Here is a 17,876-nt window from a genome sequence, read left to right as displayed (position 1 = left end):
AATAAAACCACTCAGATGCCGACTTCCATCCATTCTCCCGGCAGTAATGGATGTGATTCTAAGGAAAATCCTCCGATCGCGGTACGTATCAGGCGTAAAGTCGGCAGTCCGGCTGCTGCCGTCATTCGCCGCACCTGACGATTTTTTCCTTCTGACAGAATGATGCAAAGCCAGCTGGTAGGAATCTGGTTCCTCTGGCGAATTGGCGGTGTTCTTTCCCATAACCATTCGGGTGTCTGTACATGCATCACAGTACAGGCTTGCGTCACAAAATCGCCCAGATCCAAAGGGTTGCGCAGTCGTTCCAGGGCGTCCTTGTCGGGGATGCCTTCGACCTGCACCAGATAAGTTTTAGGCTGTTTGTGATCAGGGTGGCTGATACGATTCTGGAGTTTGCCGTCATTGGTCAGCAAAATTAAACCTTCACTATCCGCATCAAGACGTCCTGCCGGGTATATATTAGGAATGTGCAAATAGTCCGCCAGCGTTTGCCGTTCAGGGTGGGCGGAAAACTGGCACATGACGTTGAATGGCTTGTTAAATAAGATGAGTTTCATGGCAATATGGTAAACGCAATTTTGTAAACAGATGGCATCCAGTAAAATACTAGTGCATAATACGAAATGAAGGTCTTGTGTCTTATAGAAGAGTTAATAGCGATATTGACCGCTGTGTTGGCAAGCAAGGCATATTACGAGAAAAGCGTGACCCGCTTGATCGCCTAACTACGGAGAAAACAATGTATCAACATATTAAAGTACCTGCTGAAGGTAAAAAAATTACCGTCAATGCTGACTTTTCATTGAATGTTCCTGATAATCCTATCATCCCTTTTATCGAAGGCGATGGTACTGGTGTTGATATCAGCCCTGTCATGATCAAGGTCGTTGATGCGGCCGTAGCGAAAGCCTATGCAGGCAAACGCAAAATCAGCTGGATGGAAATCTATGCTGGTGAAAAATCTACGAAAGTGTATGGCCCGGATGTCTGGTTGCCAGAAGAAACACTGAAAGTATTGAAAGATTACGTTGTTTCTATCAAAGGTCCTCTGACTACGCCAGTCGGTGGCGGTATCCGTTCGCTGAACGTTGCCCTGCGTCAGGAGCTTGATCTGTACGTTTGCTTACGTCCAGTCCGTTACTTCAAAGGCGTGCCTTCTCCAGTGCGTGAGCCAGAAAAAACTGACATGGTGATCTTCCGTGAAAATTCTGAAGATATCTATGCCGGTATCGAGTTCGCGCAAGGCTCAGATCAGGTTAAAAAGCTGATCAAGTTCCTGCAAGACGAGATGGGCGTGAAGAAAATCCGTTTTCCTGAGACTTCGGGTATCGGTATCAAGCCAGTGTCCCGCGAAGGCACTGAGCGTCTGGTTCGCAAAGCGATCCAATACGCGATTGACAACGACAAGCCATCAGTGACGATCGTTCACAAAGGTAACATCATGAAGTACACCGAAGGTGGCTTCCGTGACTGGGCTTATGCTCTGGCACAAAAAGAATTTGGTGCAGAACTGATTGATGGCGGTCCATGGTGCAAATTCAAGAATCCAAAGACTGGCAAAGAAATTACAGTGAAAGATTCGATTGCAGATGCGTTCTTGCAGCAAATTCTGTTGCGTCCGAACGAATACAGCGTTATTGCCACACTGAACCTGAATGGCGACTATATCTCTGACGCGCTGGCAGCTCAGGTCGGTGGTATCGGTATCGCTCCGGGTGCTAACCTGTCTGATTCCGTTGCTATGTTCGAGGCGACTCACGGTACTGCACCTAAGTATGCCGGTAAAGACTATGTGAACCCAGGTTCATTAATTCTGTCAGCTGAAATGATGCTGCGTCACATGGGCTGGACTGAAGCGGCAGATTTACTGATCTCGTCGACAGAAAAAGCAATCACGCAGAAGAAAGTCACTTACGATTTCGCCCGTCTGATGGAAGGTGCTACACAAGTATCCTGCTCAGGTTTCGGTGATGTCATGATTGAGAATATGTAATTCTCAGCAGACCATCTGTTTCTGACAGAGTCAAAAAAAGCCAGCATAAGCTGGCTTTTTTTATTCTTCTTCGGATTACTGATCAATGTTATTCAGGGCATAGCGAATCAGGTCGGCCTGGCCTTCAATATTGAGTTTGCGTTTGATATTCAGCCTGTGTGTTTCCACCGTCCTGACACTTAAGCCTAAGTCTTGTGCTATGTGTTTGTTTGACTTTCCTGTCGCAATACTTTTAAGAACGCATTGTTCCCGTTGAGTCAGTATCTGAGTTGCGTTGTTTGTATTATTTTGCTTGAGGCCGGAGCTGAAATACCTTCCTCCGGCTCTGACTGTTTCTATCGCATTGATAATATCTTCCGCGGGGGCATCTTTTAATACATAGGCCCGGGCACCTGCTTGTATTGCCTGACTCACATACTCTGCTTTATCGTGCATAGAGAGCATAATGATCGCGATATGAGGATAATCTTGTGCAAATTTTGCGGTCAGGCTGATTCCACTCGCCCCCCCCAGATTAATGTCCATCAAAATCAGATCCGGTGAATGATGCATCACCATTTTCAGCGCGTCCGCTGCATTTCCAGCTTCTCCGACTACGTGAAAGTGGGGAACGCTTTCCAGCCGCGCCCTCAGTCCGTCTCTGACCAGCGGATGATCATCGACTAACAGCAGATTGATCGTCTTTTTGTCCGTCATCATATTTCTCCGTTCGGAATTTTTGCTATCACGCGGGTACCATCTGTGCCCGAGAGTATATCCAGACTACCGTTCACAGTCGCCATGCGCTCGTGCATATTGCTGAGGCCTATCCCGCGTTTAGGGTGATTCTCTATGTCCTGGATATCAAAGCCACTTCCATCATCTTCAATTGTCAATGTGATGAATTCACCAGTTTCGATGAGCCGGATATCTACGTGGCTGACATTATGTGCATGTTTATGGATGTTGGTCAGTGCTTCCTGGGCTATCCTGAACAGAACTGTATTACTGATTTCTGACAATTTGCTGAAATTTCCTGTCGCAGTGACGCGCACAGGTAAGCCTGATGCATTTTCAAATTCTCCGGCCAGATGTTCAAATGCCGCGACCAGGCCCAGATCATCCAGCATCGCCGGGCGCAAATCATGTGAAATTCTGCGCACTTCGTTAAGTGCCTCATTCAGTTGTTGTGTTGCGCGCTGAAATGGTAATCTGCTTGACTCTTGCTTATGCCGGGCAGTTTCCAGCTTTGCGAGGCCGGACTCGATCTGCAATTTAATTGAGACAAGTAACTGACTGAGACCATCATGTAAATCACGTGACAAGCGGGCGCGTTCGTCCTCCTGAGAGCGGACCACACTTCGTGCGAGTACTTTGAGTTTAGCTTCGGCGATTCTGGACTCGCTGATATTCAGCACTAAGCCGGAAAGGGCGATCAACAGTGCGCAAACCAGAGCGATTACGGTGATCCACAATAAGGTGCCACGTATATTTTTTTCGACCTGCACATCAATTTTATTGAGTGCCGCATCGACGTCATCAAGATAGATGCCTGTCCCCAGCATCCAGCCCCAGCGCTCAAGCAGGATCACGTAACCCAGTTTTGGTGCAATCTGACCACTGGATGGCTTTTCCCATAAATAGCGTACCGCACCACCGCCATTTTTCGCTTTATTGATCAGATTCTGAATAGTGAAATTTCCCTCGGGATCTTTCAGATTCCACAGATCTTTTCCCATCAGATCAGGTTGTCGCGGATGCATCAGATTATTGCCTTGCATGTCATAGACATAAAAGTAACCATCATCACCAAAATCTAGGGTGGATAGCATCTTTTTCGCAGCTTCCTGATTTTGGGCCACGTCTTTATTACTGTTGTAAAAATGCTGAATTGCCGCTTTTCCCAGGCTGACGTAGTGCTTAAGTTCTGCCTCCTTACTGGCAAGATACGCCTGCTCGACGGTATTTCGCTGTTGCTTCGCCAGGTTTGTCGCCTGATAAAACACTGCTGCTGAAATGCCCGCGAACGAAAGCAAAAGCGGAATGATGGCGAGCAGTATAAATTTATAGCGAAGTTTCATTTCGTCAGAGCTGTCTGTGGTGGTGGTTCAGGCTTATCGGCTATTGTCTACTGACGTCGTTATTTCAGCAAAATAAAAAAACCCCGCGAAAGCGGGGTTTTTCAGAAAATCCAGAATGTGAAAATTAAGGATTTTGAATGTTGGAAGCTTGCTTGCCTTTAGGGCCTTGCGTGACTTCGAACGATACTTTCTGACCTTCTTTCAGGGTCTTGAAGCCGTTCATTTGGATTGCGGAAAAGTGGGCGAACAAATCCTCACCACCGTCGTCCGGAGTGATAAAGCCGAAGCCTTTGGAATCATTGAACCACTTGACGGTACCTGTTGCCATAATGCGTCTTTCAAATAAAAACTAATCACACGAGCCGTAAAAGCAAGAAATCTGACGACATGCCAGCCCTCCCTAAACTTGCCCACTTCATATTGACTAATTGATACTAATGCAGTCAATAAATGTCATTCTTGGCGGAAAAAAAACTAAAGTCAAGAAACTTTTATTTACTCCTCGCCCATTGTTGTATTTTTAAGTAATGTCAGTAAATTCCTTTATACAATTAAGTGGAAAGCCTGCTTTTCACTTAAAACTTGATCTGTGAAAAATGATCACCATCTGTGAGTCTGACAGAAAGCAGGTAACATCTGCTGAGAACGAAAATAAGGTAGTTTTACCTGTTTATTATTTGCCTTTGGAACGAATCAACGTACTAGAATAGACGCATGGGAAACAAGCACGAAAATGGTACGGTACTGGAGCGGCAGGAGCAACAGCTCAAACCGCCGTCGATGTATCAGGTAATATTATTGAACGACGACTATACCCCGATGGAATTCGTGGTAGCGGTGGTTCAGGAATACTTTCATAAAGACCGTGAGACGGCGATGCAGATCATGCTCAAAGTACATAGAGACGGTAAAGGAATTTGTGGCGTATATTCGAAAGATATTGCACTGACTAAAGTGGAACTCGTTTTGACACACGCTCGTAAGGCAGGACACCCCCTGCAATGTGTGATGGAGGAAGTATGATTGCGCAAGAATTAGAAGTCAGTTTGCATATGGCGTTTGTTGAGGCCAGGCAGGCTCGTTATGAATTCATCACGGTCGAGCATTTACTGCTGGCTTTGCTGGATAATCCTTCGGCCGCCGAAGTGATGCGTGCTTGCGCGGTCAATATTGATGACTTACGCAAAACCCTGACAAACTTCATTACCGATAATACACCGACGGTACCGGGTACAGCAGAAGTCGATACGCAGCCGACACTCGGTTTCCAGCGTGTGATTCAGCGTGCCATCATGCATGTGCAGTCGTCTTCTAACGGTAAAAAAGAAGTGACCGGAGCGAATGTTCTGGTGGCTATTTTTGGTGAAAAAGATTCGCATGCTGTGTATTACCTGCATCAGCAAGGGGTCACCCGCCTGGACGTGGTGAATTTTATTTCCCACGGCGTACGCAAAGACAATCCGAATGAGCCACAGAAATCACCTGAAGGTGGTGAGGAAGGGCAGGCAGATGCGCAGGCGAAAGAAAATCCACTTGATCAGTTCACGCAAAACCTGAACAAGGCTGCAGCAGAGGGCAAAATCGATCCTTTGATCGGACGCGACAGTGAAGTCGAACGTGTGATTCAGATCCTTTGCCGCCGCCGTAAAAACAATCCTTTGCTGGTCGGTGAAGCCGGGGTCGGTAAAACAGCGATCGCCGAGGGATTGGCTTTGCGTATCGTCAAAGCGGAAGTTCCCGATATTTTACAAAATGCGGTGGTGTATTCCTTGGATATGGGGGCGTTGCTGGCAGGGACGAAGTATCGCGGCGATTTTGAGCAGCGTCTCAAGGGCGTGCTCAAGCAATTGAAAGAAACACCGAACGGTATTTTGTTTGTGGATGAGATTCATACCATCATCGGCGCCGGTTCTGCATCGGGCGGAACGCTGGACGCATCCAATCTGCTGAAACCTGCTTTGTCCAGCGGACAACTGAAGTGCATAGGAGCGACAACTTATACTGAGTACCGCGGCGTCTTTGAAAAAGATCATGCGTTGTCACGCCGGTTCCAGAAAATTGACGTGAACGAGCCAACGGTCGAGCAAACCGTGCAAATTCTGCGCGGCTTGAAATCGAAGTTTGAAGAACATCACAATGTAAAGTATTCCGCATCGGCATTGACGACGGCAGCTGAATTGTCTGCGCGTTTCATTAACGACCGCCATTTGCCGGATAAGGCCATTGATGTGATCGATGAAGCCGGTGCAGCGCAACGTATTTTGCCGAAATCGAAACAGAAGAAAACCATAGGCAAAGCAGACATTGAGGAAATTATTTCCAAGATTGCCCGCATTCCACCGCAAACCGTCAATCAGGACGATCGCAGCAAATTGCAGACGATTGATCGCGATCTGAAAAATGTCGTGTTCGGTCAGGAACCTGCGATCGAAGCGCTCGCTTCTGCGATCAAGATGGCTCGCGCCGGTCTGGGTAAAACGGACAAGCCGATTGGTTCTTTCCTGTTCTCTGGTCCAACCGGTGTCGGTAAAACCGAGGTGGCGAAACAGCTTGCTTTCACTTTGGGCATAGAACTGATCCGTTTCGACATGTCGGAGTATATGGAGCGTCACGCGGTCAGTCGCCTGATCGGTGCGCCACCGGGTTACGTCGGTTTCGATCAGGGTGGTTTGCTGACCGAGGCGATTAACAAGAAGCCGCATGCAGTGCTGCTGCTGGATGAGATAGAGAAAGCGCATCCTGATGTTTTCAACATACTGTTGCAGGTCATGGATCATGGCACGCTGACCGATAACAATGGCCGTAAAGCGGATTTCCGCAACGTCATCATTATCATGACCACGAACGCTGGCGCTGAAAGCTTGCAGAAACGATCTATCGGTTTTAATGACAGTCGTGAAGCCGGTGATGAGATGGCGGATATCAAGCGCATGTTCACGCCGGAATTCCGTAATCGTCTTGACGCGATCATCAGTTTCCGTCCGCTGGACGAAGAAATTATTCTGCGTGTCGTGGATAAATTCCTGATGCAGTTGGAAGAGCAATTACATGAGAAAAAGGTCGAGGCGACTTTCTCTGAGCGCTTGCGCAAATTCCTTGCGAAGAAGGGCTTTGATCCGCTGATGGGCGCACGCCCTATGGCTAGGTTGATACAGGACATGATACGTAAGGCTCTGGCTGATGAGTTGTTGTTTGGCCGCCTGGTGTCTGGTGGTCGCGTCATCGTTGATCTGGATGATAAAGATCAGATTACGCTGGATTTCAGCGAAGGTGATGCGACACCACCTGAGGCTTCACAGGAAATTGTTGAAGTGGAATAAGTAAAAAATTACACAGCGATCTTCAAGGTCGCTGTTTTTTTCAGCCCTGTCATTTGACACTCTGGAGATCGTCATGGGTAGTTTTGTTGCTCCCTTGTATGTGCTGGATTACACGACGAAGACGGTGAATGCGGTCTTATCACCTGCCGCGCTGGAAGGTAAGGAAGTCGAGGTCGACGTCTATGACCGGCGCAACTCCGAAAAAAAATATACGGCAATCGGTCGCCGGATGAAAGATGAAGACGATACGTTCCTGATTTGCGTCGCCTCAGATACCGGTCCGCATGAAGATACCTGGAATTACACCTTGCTGCGCGAATCCGCGGGTCGCAGCCGTAAAATGAAGAAATAAAAACCGGCGCCAGCTCCGGTTTTTGTGTGCCTTGTCGCTCGTGGTGTCATTGCTGATGCCCGTCACCGGCGCATCGTCCTCTGTCGGCTTGTTTATATACTCCCCGGGGTATATTTCAGAGTCCTTATTTTATGCGGAGGTAAAGGCGAAAATTCAAAAAAATAGGGGGAGTATCGTCATTTGACGACCGTTTCTGCTAATGCTTACCGGTGCTGCCAAAGCCGCCTTCACCGCGTTCGCTGTCGCCAAACTCCTCGACGATGTTGAAGCCGACCTGAACCACAGGAACGATGATTAATTGCGCCAGTCTCTCCATAGGATTCAAAGTGAATGCGCTGTGTCCGCGATTCCAGGTCGAGATCATCAGCTGACCTTGATAATCAGAATCGATTAAGCCGACCAGATTACCCAGTACGATGCCGTTTTTGTGACCCATGCCGCTGCGTGGCAGGATCATTGCGGCGTAACCCGGATCAGCAATGTGGATTGCCAGTCCGGTCGGGATTAAGACTGTCTCACCGGGTTGTATTGTGACAGACTCGTCCAGACACGCACGCAGATCGAGTCCCGCGCTGCCGGGGGTGCCGTAAGCCGGCAGTAAATCTTTCATGCGCGGATCAAGAATTTTGAGGTCGATATTTTTCATAAAAATTCAGACAAAGAAAACATAAAAGGGATACGCCGCCGCGCTCATTTAGTGCGGCAAGCGTCGCGCGATTTCAGCCAGCAACTGAATTGCCAGCGTTTGCTTGTCAGCGCGAGGCAGAGCGGTGTGACCATGTTCGTCAAATATAACGAGTTCGTTATCGTCTTTGCCGAAAGTATGGTGACCGATATTGCCCACCAGCAGCGGTATATTTTTCTTGATGCGTTTCGCCGCGCCATATTCCAGCAGGTTTTCTGATTCCGCTGCAAAGCCGACGCAGTAGGGCGCACCGGGCATCGCGGCAACGGTCGCCAGAATATCCGGGTTTTGTGCGAACACCAGTTGCGGCGTGTCATCGTGTTGCGTTTTTTTCAGTTTGTGCTCACTCGCATTGGCAACGCGCCAATCGGCCACGGCGGCGACGGCAACAAAAATATCCTGCTTGTTTTGTGCCAGGCTTTTCAGCACGGCATCATGCATCTGCTGCGCAGTCTGCACATGAATACGGCGCACACCATGCGGTGCTGCGAGCGCAGTCGGACCAGACACCAGCGTCACTTGTGCGCCGGCTTCCCAGGCTGCCAGCGCCAGCGCATAGCCCATTTTGCCGGAGGATAAATTGGTGATGCCGCGCACAGGATCAATCGGCTCAAAAGTCGGGCCGGCGGTAATAAGCACGTGCTTACCGGCCAAGATTTTGGGCTGGAATGCCGCGATGATTTCTGTGAGTAATTGCTCAGGTTCCAGCATGCGTCCCATACCTGTCTCACCACAGGCCTGCTCACCCGCTGCCGGGCCAAGAACCTGTATGCCGTCCTCTTCAATCAGGGCGAGGTTGCGTTGGGTTGCGGGGTTCTGCCACATCTCAACATTCATCGCCGGCGCGATCGATAAGGGGACGTGGCGCGGACGTGCGACGCACAGCGTCGACAGTAAATCGTCGCAAGCACCATGTGCGAGTTTGAACATGAAGTCAGTGCTGCAGGGCGCAATGATGATTGCGTCGGCATCGCGCGTCAGATCGATATGCGGCATATTGTTATGAATCCGCGCATCCCACTGATCGGTAAATACCGTATGACCGGACAAAGCTTGCATGGTCACCGGCGTGATGAACTGCATTGCTGCCTGTGTCATCACCACCTGCACGTGAGCGCCTGCTTTGCTTAAGGAGCGTGTTAATTCGGCGACCTTGTAACAGGCGATCCCACCTGTCATACCAAGCACAATTTTTTTGCCAGTCAATCGCAGGCTCATGTCAGCACTCCTTATTTTTTGACGCGGCGCAATTCATCGAGAATGAATAATGCTGCACCGACACAGATCGCACTATCCGCGATATTGAAAGCCGGGAAGTGATAGATCTCCTGGTAGTGGAAGTCCAGAAAATCAATCACATGACCATAGAGCAGACGGTCGATTACATTCCCCAACGCACCACCCATAATCAAGGCCAGGGCAGTGCAAAACAGTTTTTGTGTAGCGTGGCGCTTCAGCAGATAGGTGATATACGCTGCAGCAACCAGCCCTATCGCGGTAAAGAAATAGCGTTGCCAGCCGGATTCTGCTGCCAGAAAACTGAATGCCGCACCCTTGTTATAGACCAGCGTCAGATTAAAAAATGAAGTCACGCTCAGCGATTCAGCATAGGCAAATAACTTGGTGATAGTGATTTTGCTGACCTGGTCAAGCAGGATAATGATGGTGGCAAATCCTAACCACGGGATCAGGGACGAGCCGGAGTGAACACTGACTGCAGAAAGATTCGTACGTTTTTTGGTAGCCATGAAAAGTCTGCGATGAAGATGAGAATGAACGTCGCCCGCGCCAAAAGCTGTGCAGCAAGGCAGGATGAGGAAATTTTACCAGCTTCACCGTATCAGGCCGGGCAGAATAAGCACGGCCTGATACGGTCAGGATGAGCGCTTAAGCAAAGCGACGCTTTTCACCCGCACCAAACAGATTGCTGACGCAACGGCCACACAGACCTGTGTGTTCCGCGTGGCTGCCGACGTCTGCACGATAATGCCAGCAACGCTCGCATTTTTCATATTTGGATGGTGTTACAACGACGGCTTCTTCAGCCTCGGTCGCTACCTGTTCAACGGTAGCGGCGGAAGTGATCAGCGTGAATTTCAGGTCGTCTTCCAGACTGCTGAGCGCCGCAAATTTTTCGCCTGCAGCCTTGATCGAAACTTCTGCCTGCAGTGAAGAACCGATTGCACCGGACACCCGGACTTCTTCGAGTTGCTTCGTCACGTCGGCACGAACGTTGCGCAAAGTATTGAATTTGGCGAGCAGGACATCTGCATCCGCGATTGCCGGCAACTGGTAATAAGTTTGGGTGAAGATGGTTTCATCACTGCCTTTGTACGCGTCAGCATCAGCAAAGAATTGCCATGCTTCTTCGACTGTGAAAGACAGCATCGGTGCCATCAGGCGCAGCAGCGATTGCGTGATATGCCAGATCGCTGTCTGCGCAGAACGGCGCGCATGCGATGTTGTGCCGCTGGTATACAGACGGTCTTTCAGAATATCGAGGTAGAAGCCGCCGAGGTCTTCTGAGCAATACGATTGCAGTTTGCTGACTACCGGATGGAATTCATAGGCGTCGTAGTGAGTGAGTACTTCTGTTTGCAATACTGCCATATTAGCGATCGCGTAGCGGTCGATTTCCAGCAGATCAGTGATAGCGACTGCATCTTTTGCTGCATTGAAATCGGAGGTGTTCGCCAGCAAGAAGCGCAAGGTATTGCGGATGCGGCGATAGGCTTCTGTCACTCGTTTCAGAATTTCATCCGAGATTGAAAGTTCACCGGAATAGTCGGTCGATGCGACCCATAAGCGCAGAATATCTGCACCTAAGGTGTCTGAGATTTTTTGCGGAGCGACCACGTTGCCTTTGGACTTAGACATTTTCTTGCCTTCGCCATCCACCACGAAACCGTGGGTCAGCAAAGCTTTGTACGGCGCACGGCCGTTGAGCATACTTGACGTCAGCAAAGAAGAATGGAACCAGCCACGATGCTGATCGGAACCTTCGAGGTAGAGATCAGCAGGAAATTGCAATTGCTCTTTATGTGAGCCGCGCAGCACAGTCTGATGTGTTGTACCGGAGTCAAACCAGACATCGAGAGTGTCGCGGTTTTTGACATACATCCCGGCCTCATCACCGAGCAGGTCGGCAACTTCAATTTTTTGCCAGGCTTCTATACCTTCTTTTTCTACGCGCTGAGCGACTTGTTCCAGCAGTTCAGGTGTGCGTGGATGCAACTGCCCTGTTTCTTTATGCAGGAAAAACGCCATAGGTACGCCCCACTGACGCTGGCGTGACAAGGTCCAGTCGGGGCGGTTGGCGATCATGCCATGCAGACGTGCTTTACCCCAGCCAGGATAAAACGCCGTCTCATCAATGGCTTTCAGCGCAGTCTGACGCAGGGAGTCGCCACCGTTTTTCGGTGTGTTGTCCATGCTGGCAAACCATTGCGATGTTGCACGATAGATGATCGGCGTTTTATGACGCCAGCAATGCATGTAGCTGTGGTCAAACATTTTCAGGGAGAACAGCGATCCGACTTCTCTGAGTTTGTCGCAGATAGGTTTGGAGGCTTCCCAAATCGTCATACCAGCAAAGAATGGCAGGCTGGAGGCAAATTTACCGTCGCCCATGACAGGCGCGATGATGTCTTCGTCTTTCATGTCATGCGCTTTGCATGACAGGAAATCTTCGATACCGTACGCGGGTGCCGAGTGAACGATACCGGTACCGGTTTCGGTGCTGACGTAATCACCCAGATAAACAGGCGAAAAACGATCATAGCCCGCGTCCAGCGAGGCGAACGGATGTTTGAATCTGATTCCGGCTAAAGCAGTACCGGCGCAGCTTGCAATGATCTTGCCTTCGAGTTCGTATTTGGCAAGGCAGTCTGCAACCAGATCCTGTGCCAGGATCAGCAGTAAGGGAGTACCGTCACGAACAGTCTCGACCAGAGCGTAAGTGATTTCCGGGTGCATGTTCAGCGCCTGATTCGATGGAATGGTCCATGGCGTGGTGGTCCAGATGACGCAGTAACCATGCTCATGTGGCAGTTTGTCCAGTCCGAATGCGGTGGCGAGTTTATCTTGTTCTGCGAAAGGAAAGCCGACGTCGATCGACGGATCGCGTTTGTTTTCGTATTCAACTTCCGCTTCAGCGAGTGCCGAGCCGCAGTCGAAACACCAGTTGACCGGCTTCAGACCGCGATAAACATAGCCCTTTTCCAACAAGCTGCCGAGCGCGCGGATTTCATCGGCTTCGTTACTGAAATTCATAGTTTTGTAGGGGTTATCCCACTCACCGAGCACGCCGAGACGGATGAAATCCACCTTTTGGCGCTCGATTTGTTCATTAGCATAAGCACGCGCTTTTGCCTGCACTTCACCGACAGGCAGATTCTTGCCATACAGTTTTTCGATCTGAATTTCGATAGGCATGCCATGGCAATCCCAGCCGGGCACGTATTGCGCGTCAAAGCCTGCCATGTTGCGGGCTTTGACGATCATGTCTTTCAGAATTTTATTGACGGCATGGCCAATGTGGATGTCGCCATTGGCGTATGGAGGACCGTCGTGGAGAATAAATTTAGGGCGACCGGCGCTGACTTTACGGATGCGCTGATAGATTTTTTTATCCTGCCATTCCTTAACCCATTTCGGTTCGCGTTTAGCGAGGTCGCCACGCATAGGAAAGGCAGTTTCGGTCATGTTGACCGGGTATTTACTGGCAGATTTAGCCGCTTTGTTTTCAGACATGATGAATTTTCTTGTAAATAGAGAGGTGGAAGAAAAACCCTGAGGTGTTTCTTCAAATTCGGTCAGTAGCGTTATTGGCTGGTATGCGTGTCGTCGCGCGGAAATAAGCGCGTGCGTGATCTGCATCACGTTGTATCGCGGCGGTCAGCGTTGCCAGATCGATGTATTTTTCTTCGTCACGCAGTTTCCGTAAAAATTCGATCTGTACGATTTTGCCGTAAGCATTGCCACTGTAGTCAAAGACATGCGTTTCTAACAGGACACGGCCGCTGTCATCCACGGTAGGGCGCACGCCCAGGCTGGCGACCGCAGGCAGTGGCTGTTCGGCAAGACCATGCACCTGTACGATAAAAATACCGGTCAGCGCGGGGCGATGATGTGGGATACGTAAATTCAGCGTCGGAAAACCGATGGTCCGGCCCAGTTTCTGTCCATGCGTCACATGACCGGATATGCGGTAAGGATGTCCAAGTAAAGCCTGTGCTTCCTCGAAATCTCCTTGTGCCAGCGCCGCGCGTACCGCTGAGGAAGAAATTCTGACACCTTTATTTTGTACGGAAGCTAAGGTTACGACCTCAAAGCCATGAATTTTTCCGGCGGCTTCCAGCATCGAGATACTGCCCGCACGTTTGGCGCCGAAGCAGAAATCTTCACCGACCATCAGCCATTTCACGTGCAAACCTTCGACCAGCACTTTTTCTATAAAGTCTTGTGGCGACAGTGAGGCAAAGTGGGCGTTGAAGTGTTCGACGATGACACGGTCAACATTTGCGTTTTGTAGCGAAGTCAGGTTGTCGCGCAGGTTGGCAATGCGTGCAGGTGCTTTTGATAAATCGCCAGCCAGTTTGGCAAAGAACGCGCGCGGATGTGGTTCAAACGTCATCACCGCAGCCTCGATACCGAGACGATCAGCTGCTGCACGCAAATGAGCGAGCAAAGTCTGATGGCCAAGATGCACCCCATCAAAATTACCTATCGCCAATGCACAAGCGGCACGGGAGGCTGCATTCGGAAGTCCGCGGAATACCTTCATTGTGTCCAGAAAACTGCTGCAAAGCGGTAGATTATAAATGCTTTCGCCCGGACAAGCCGTGTAAAACGCGATTTCTGGGCGGATTCAGTGCGATCCTGAGCGTTTTCTACGCATTGATCGTTCGTTTTATACCGCTGCCAGTGCCAATTTTCGTTTGGACTGCTGCTTATTGTTGGCTCCCGCCAGCGCAGGTAAAAAGCTCAAGCGGAATCTGATGCGTGATGACTGCCTGATTGGCAAGTCCACAAATGTCGCTTGCCTGTTGCTGCCGACCAGTATGTTCGAGCGCGGAGATTAAATGGCGAATATGGTCGGCGAACCGCTGTTGACAGATAGTGATGAATTCGTCGCCGGTGTCGGGATGCTTTTGCGCGATGCTCATCGAACCCAGATACACTTCTAACGCCAACTCATACTTTTTCTGATAGTCGTCCAGATAGCGGGCGCAAATACTCCATTTTTTCGCTTCGGCCAGTTGCACCCAAATCAGGTCGTGGACGCTGGCTGCCAAAGCCGGGTGGGTCTCGTGAATCCGGCAAAATGTGTCGAGTGCCGCATCAGACGTGTTCAGGCAACGACAAATACTGAGGTAATCGTGGAAGTCAGAAGTAAGCCCGGTCGCCATGAACTGCTGCAGGCTTTGCTCGCAATGCTGTTTCAGTTTCAGTTGTGCGGGCGGATAATTTCTAGCCAGATCAGCCCACCCACTCAGACAAAACGAGAGCCTGACAGCGCTGAGCGCCGGATTTTCTTCCAATGCATGCTCAAAAAACTGCAGATATTTCTCTAACGCGAATGCAGGTTCCTGCCTTGTAACGGCGGCTTGCGCATCGCTCAGCCATTGTTCTGCTTGTGACGGAGGTGTGGGCATGACTGTTTTGTCCCGTAAATTATCTTAGTGATGATGTGACCAGGTGACGTCATTTGAATTCAGGTAGGACTCGACTGCTTCTTTGTTGCCGGTTGCGTGTTTCATCACTTCACCGCAGGTGCAGATGCCTTGATACGGTTGTATGTGTGAGCAGGCAGAGACTTTTTGCAAAAATACCTGTACAGATTTACTGCATTTTTTACATTTGAAAGTCAGGATACGGGCTGGTTTATTCATGATAGTTGGTGTGCGGACTAAATATAAATCAAGAGTGACGCGGTTAATTACTGATTTTAATTACCGATGTGTGATGACAATAGCAGGGTTTATTTTATTTTCAGACGCCATAACGAGGTTACTTCTTTGACCCTTGCCGTATGCAAGGGATCATTGCTGTCGGTGGATTTCGGATGACGTGGTTTGATGTCCATTTTTCCCGCGACGATGAGACCCGCTGCGCTTATCCAGTCCCACAGTTCAGTCTGGGTACGTAAGCCCAGATGTTCTGCAAAATCAGACATGATCAGCCAGGCTTCGCCGTTGGCTTCCAGATGATCAGCAACACCGGCCAGAAAGCCTCGCAACATGCGACTTTCCGGATCATAAATGGCGTGTTCTATGGCCGAATTTGGACGCGCTGGCAACCAAGGCGGGTTACAGACGATTAACGGTGCTTTACCTTCGGGGAATAAATCAGTCTGCTGCAATTCGACTTGTGTTGTTAGTCCAAGCCGCTCGACATTGTCGCTTGCGCAACGCAAGGCGCGTGGATCAAGGTCGGTTGCGATGATTTTTCTGACGCCACGTTTTGCCAGCAAGGCTGAGACGACCCCGGTACCGGTGCCGATATCGAATGCCAGTTCGTTGGACGGCAGTGGCGCTTTTGCCAGCAGATCGAGATATTCGCCGCGTACCGGAGAAAACACGCCGTAATGCGGGTGGATTTTTGCCCCCAGTGGTGCAATGTGCACACCATTTTTACGCCATTCATGGGCGCCGATGATGCCGAGTAATTCACGTAATGAAGTCACAAATGCGGTGTCAGGTGCGCCATAGGCTTCGGTGCAGGCAGTAACAACATCTGGCGCGCGGCGCAGGGGAATACGGTAATCCACCTCGAATGGAATTAACACCATGGCCAGCACCCGCGCGCGCTGTGACTGAGCCTGCCGGTGTAAATGGAAGGCTTCGGCGGCAGTCGTCGCAACGTTCTTTTTTTTGCCAGCCGGTTTTTTGTCGATACGACGGGCGAGTGCCTGCAATAATTGTTTGGCATTCTGAAAATCACCGCGCCACAACAAGGCGGTTCCTTCGCAAGCCAGCTTGTAGGCGACTTCCGTGCTCATGCGGTCATCAGCGATCTGCACCCGTTTTGGCGGCGGTGCGCCGTTCTCTGCATGCCAGCGACAACTGCGTACTTCGTCGTTTTCTGTCCATTGCAATTGTGGAGTAGGTGAGTTCATGCTGAGCCTGTTGTTTGCTGAATGTGTTGAAATATGGTCGCACGCATCATTTCGCGGGCCGGGGCGCGATTGTACCTGAGGCGTATTCGCAAACAAAGATTCGGCGTCATTACGTCATCGTGATTGACCGGACGGGATCACAGCGTGAAGAACGTAGCGGCATCAACGTGCTGAGCAGAGTCATCAGCAGGATGGATACGCTGCTTTGAGAGTGGGGGGAGTATATTCAGATGCCCCTTATTTTACTTAGGGTATGGACTGGTTTTTACACATACTCCTGCCCAGTATATGTAAATAGGGGGGGCGCAGTTTTGTCTGACAATGCAGAGGCAGTTAGGGATATTCTGTATCTCGGAGTGCACTGGCATTCACATCAAAAACGCTGCGTTCAGGGGGACAGCAGCGTTTCTGATGAAATGGATCTTATTTCTTCACTGTTGCGGACGCAGTTGCCGGGGATGACAAACTGACCGTATCGCCAGTCGGTATCCCTTCCGACTGCCAGCGATCGAATTCTGCACGTACTGCTTGCAAAGTGCGCTGGCTGATATCCGGCAGGCTGCCGCCCAGAATTTCAGCTGCTTCCTTGAAGCCTTTTTCCACTGCGTCACGGATTTTCTGTAATTTCGCCGGATCACCACCGATAGCCGCCTTGGCAAAAGTCAGAATACGTTCCGCAGTTTTTTGCGGGCTGAATTCACCGCCATCAGCAATCGCGGCCTGCGCAGCTTTGATATCATCTGCTGAAGCAGTGATTTTCTGTTCACCGCTGACGACCTTGGATAACTGTAAGCCCTGCTGCTGCACCGCGGATTTGATCATATCCGTAATTTGTTGTGCCTTACGGTTGGCTTCTTCGACTACGGCGGCGACGTCCGAGCTTGATGCTGCTCTGGTTCGGGGATCTGCATAGACCGGCGAATCTGTTACGCCGGAGCCGGACGCGAGGCTGACTTTGTCTCCCTGTACCGCATTGCCCGCATTCTGGTCATTACTATCCGTCCGTTTGACGGTCGTTGGTTTTGCCAGTGTTGCCGGCGTGGTCGTGTTGACACCAGATACACTCAGATCCATGTTGCGCTCCCAGTAATAAGGTCAGAGATGACTATCTCCGTTTTCCCTTAACGACAGAAAACGCTGTTTCTATAATTTTATTGTGAGTTATTTTTCAGCAAGTTTGCTTCGTGCTTTTATCGTATTGATGCGGTACTGGTCGTCTATCGTTGCGAACGGGCGTTGCTGTTCATGTTATGAATTCCGGCGAATCCCGAAAATCCGGTTCTGGATCAAGGAAGTATCGTCCGGATTGCGCTAGGATTAGTCAATTGGTGTAAAACCGGTGGCGAC

General features: G+C 50.1%; 17 protein-coding genes. 4 read left to right on the top strand and 13 right to left on the bottom strand.

The features are described from left to right. Positions 1–11 precede the first annotated feature (11 nt). The gene (locus ACPAOP_RS02025) at positions 12–557 is read right to left on the bottom strand and encodes a pseudouridine synthase (protein WP_423679261.1); all 546 of its coding nucleotides are present in this window, start codon (positions 555–557) and stop codon (positions 12–14) included. A 182-nt stretch (positions 558–739) separates the two neighbouring features. Here ACPAOP_RS02025 and icd point away from each other — a divergent pair, with 182 nt between their 5' ends. Further along, positions 740–1,993 carry an NADP-dependent isocitrate dehydrogenase gene (gene icd / locus ACPAOP_RS02020; RefSeq protein ID WP_423679262.1) on the top strand — a complete coding sequence of 418 codons (1,254 nt, stop codon included), beginning with the start codon at positions 740–742 and terminating at the stop codon, positions 1,991–1,993. A 75-nt stretch (positions 1,994–2,068) separates the two neighbouring features. On the opposite strand, the gene ACPAOP_RS02015 is transcribed toward icd, so the two are convergent. From ACPAOP_RS02015 to ACPAOP_RS02005, 3 genes are all read right to left on the bottom strand, one after another. Next, the gene (locus tag ACPAOP_RS02015; protein ID WP_423679263.1) at positions 2,069–2,689 is read right to left on the bottom strand and encodes a response regulator; all 621 of its coding nucleotides are present in this window, start codon (positions 2,687–2,689) and stop codon (positions 2,069–2,071) included. Then, positions 2,689–4,053: a cache domain-containing protein gene (locus tag ACPAOP_RS02010; protein WP_423709112.1), complete on the bottom strand. Its 1,365-nt coding sequence runs from the start codon at positions 4,051–4,053 to the stop codon at positions 2,689–2,691. The genes ACPAOP_RS02015 and ACPAOP_RS02010 overlap by 1 nt, the downstream gene beginning before the upstream one ends. 124 nt (positions 4,054–4,177) lie before the next feature. Further along, the gene (locus ACPAOP_RS02005) at positions 4,178–4,381 is read right to left on the bottom strand and encodes a cold-shock protein (protein ID WP_110257373.1); all 204 of its coding nucleotides are present in this window, start codon (positions 4,379–4,381) and stop codon (positions 4,178–4,180) included. A gap of 386 nt (positions 4,382–4,767) precedes the next feature. On the opposite strand from ACPAOP_RS02005, the gene clpS reads away from it, so the two are divergent. From clpS to ACPAOP_RS01990, 3 genes are all read left to right on the top strand, one after another. After that, a complete protein-coding gene (gene clpS, locus ACPAOP_RS02000) occupies positions 4,768–5,076 on the top strand; it encodes an ATP-dependent Clp protease adapter ClpS (RefSeq protein ID WP_423679265.1) in 309 nt (102 codons plus the stop codon). Then, complete coding sequence (clpA, locus tag ACPAOP_RS01995; protein ID WP_423679266.1) at positions 5,073–7,373, top strand: ATP-dependent Clp protease ATP-binding subunit ClpA; 2,301 nt, start codon at positions 5,073–5,075, stop codon at positions 7,371–7,373. Before clpS ends, clpA begins: the two co-directional genes overlap by 4 nt. A 73-nt stretch (positions 7,374–7,446) precedes the next feature. After that, the gene (locus tag ACPAOP_RS01990) at positions 7,447–7,725 is read left to right on the top strand and encodes a hypothetical protein (RefSeq protein ID WP_423679267.1); all 279 of its coding nucleotides are present in this window, start codon (positions 7,447–7,449) and stop codon (positions 7,723–7,725) included. 196 nt (positions 7,726–7,921) lie between these two features. Here ACPAOP_RS01990 and dut read toward each other — a convergent pair whose 3' ends face one another. From dut to ACPAOP_RS01945, 9 genes are all read right to left on the bottom strand, one after another. Next, a complete protein-coding gene (gene dut / locus ACPAOP_RS01985; RefSeq protein WP_423679268.1) occupies positions 7,922–8,371 on the bottom strand; it encodes a dUTP diphosphatase in 450 nt (149 codons plus the stop codon). Between the two features lie 48 nt (positions 8,372–8,419). Further along, positions 8,420–9,622 carry a bifunctional phosphopantothenoylcysteine decarboxylase/phosphopantothenate--cysteine ligase CoaBC gene (gene coaBC / locus ACPAOP_RS01980; RefSeq protein WP_423709967.1) on the bottom strand — a complete coding sequence of 401 codons (1,203 nt, stop codon included), beginning with the start codon at positions 9,620–9,622 and terminating at the stop codon, positions 8,420–8,422. 17 nt (positions 9,623–9,639) lie between these two features. Beyond that, entirely contained in the window at positions 9,640–10,158 is a 519-nt protein-coding gene (lspA, locus tag ACPAOP_RS01975) for a signal peptidase II (protein WP_423679269.1), read from the bottom strand. Positions 10,159–10,297: 139 nt separating this feature from the next. After that, positions 10,298–13,162, bottom strand: a complete 2,865-nt coding sequence (ileS, locus tag ACPAOP_RS01970; protein ID WP_423709111.1) for an isoleucine--tRNA ligase — start codon at positions 13,160–13,162, stop codon at positions 10,298–10,300. 52 nt (positions 13,163–13,214) lie between these two features. Continuing rightward, positions 13,215–14,195, bottom strand: coding sequence for a bifunctional riboflavin kinase/FAD synthetase (locus ACPAOP_RS01965; protein ID WP_423709109.1), 981 nt, complete (start codon positions 14,193–14,195; stop codon positions 13,215–13,217). A 166-nt stretch (positions 14,196–14,361) separates the two neighbouring features. Next, positions 14,362–15,066: a hypothetical protein gene (locus tag ACPAOP_RS01960; protein WP_423709107.1), complete on the bottom strand. Its 705-nt coding sequence runs from the start codon at positions 15,064–15,066 to the stop codon at positions 14,362–14,364. A gap of 24 nt (positions 15,067–15,090) precedes the next feature. Continuing rightward, a complete protein-coding gene (locus ACPAOP_RS01955; RefSeq protein ID WP_423679274.1) occupies positions 15,091–15,303 on the bottom strand; it encodes a hypothetical protein in 213 nt (70 codons plus the stop codon). An 89-nt stretch (positions 15,304–15,392) separates the two neighbouring features. Next, positions 15,393–16,529, bottom strand: coding sequence for a methyltransferase (locus ACPAOP_RS01950; protein ID WP_423709106.1), 1,137 nt, complete (start codon positions 16,527–16,529; stop codon positions 15,393–15,395). Between the two features lie 423 nt (positions 16,530–16,952). After that, a complete protein-coding gene (locus ACPAOP_RS01945) occupies positions 16,953–17,603 on the bottom strand; it encodes a DUF5610 domain-containing protein (RefSeq protein WP_423679276.1) in 651 nt (216 codons plus the stop codon). Between the last annotated feature and the right edge of the window lie 273 nt (positions 17,604–17,876).

Source organism: Undibacterium sp. WLX3042, assembly GCF_049544825.1.
Taxonomy (GTDB): domain Bacteria; phylum Pseudomonadota; class Gammaproteobacteria; order Burkholderiales; family Burkholderiaceae_D; genus Undibacterium.
The sequence above is the reverse complement of the archived record's forward strand: the minus strand, read 5'-3'. Positions and strand labels throughout refer to the sequence as shown.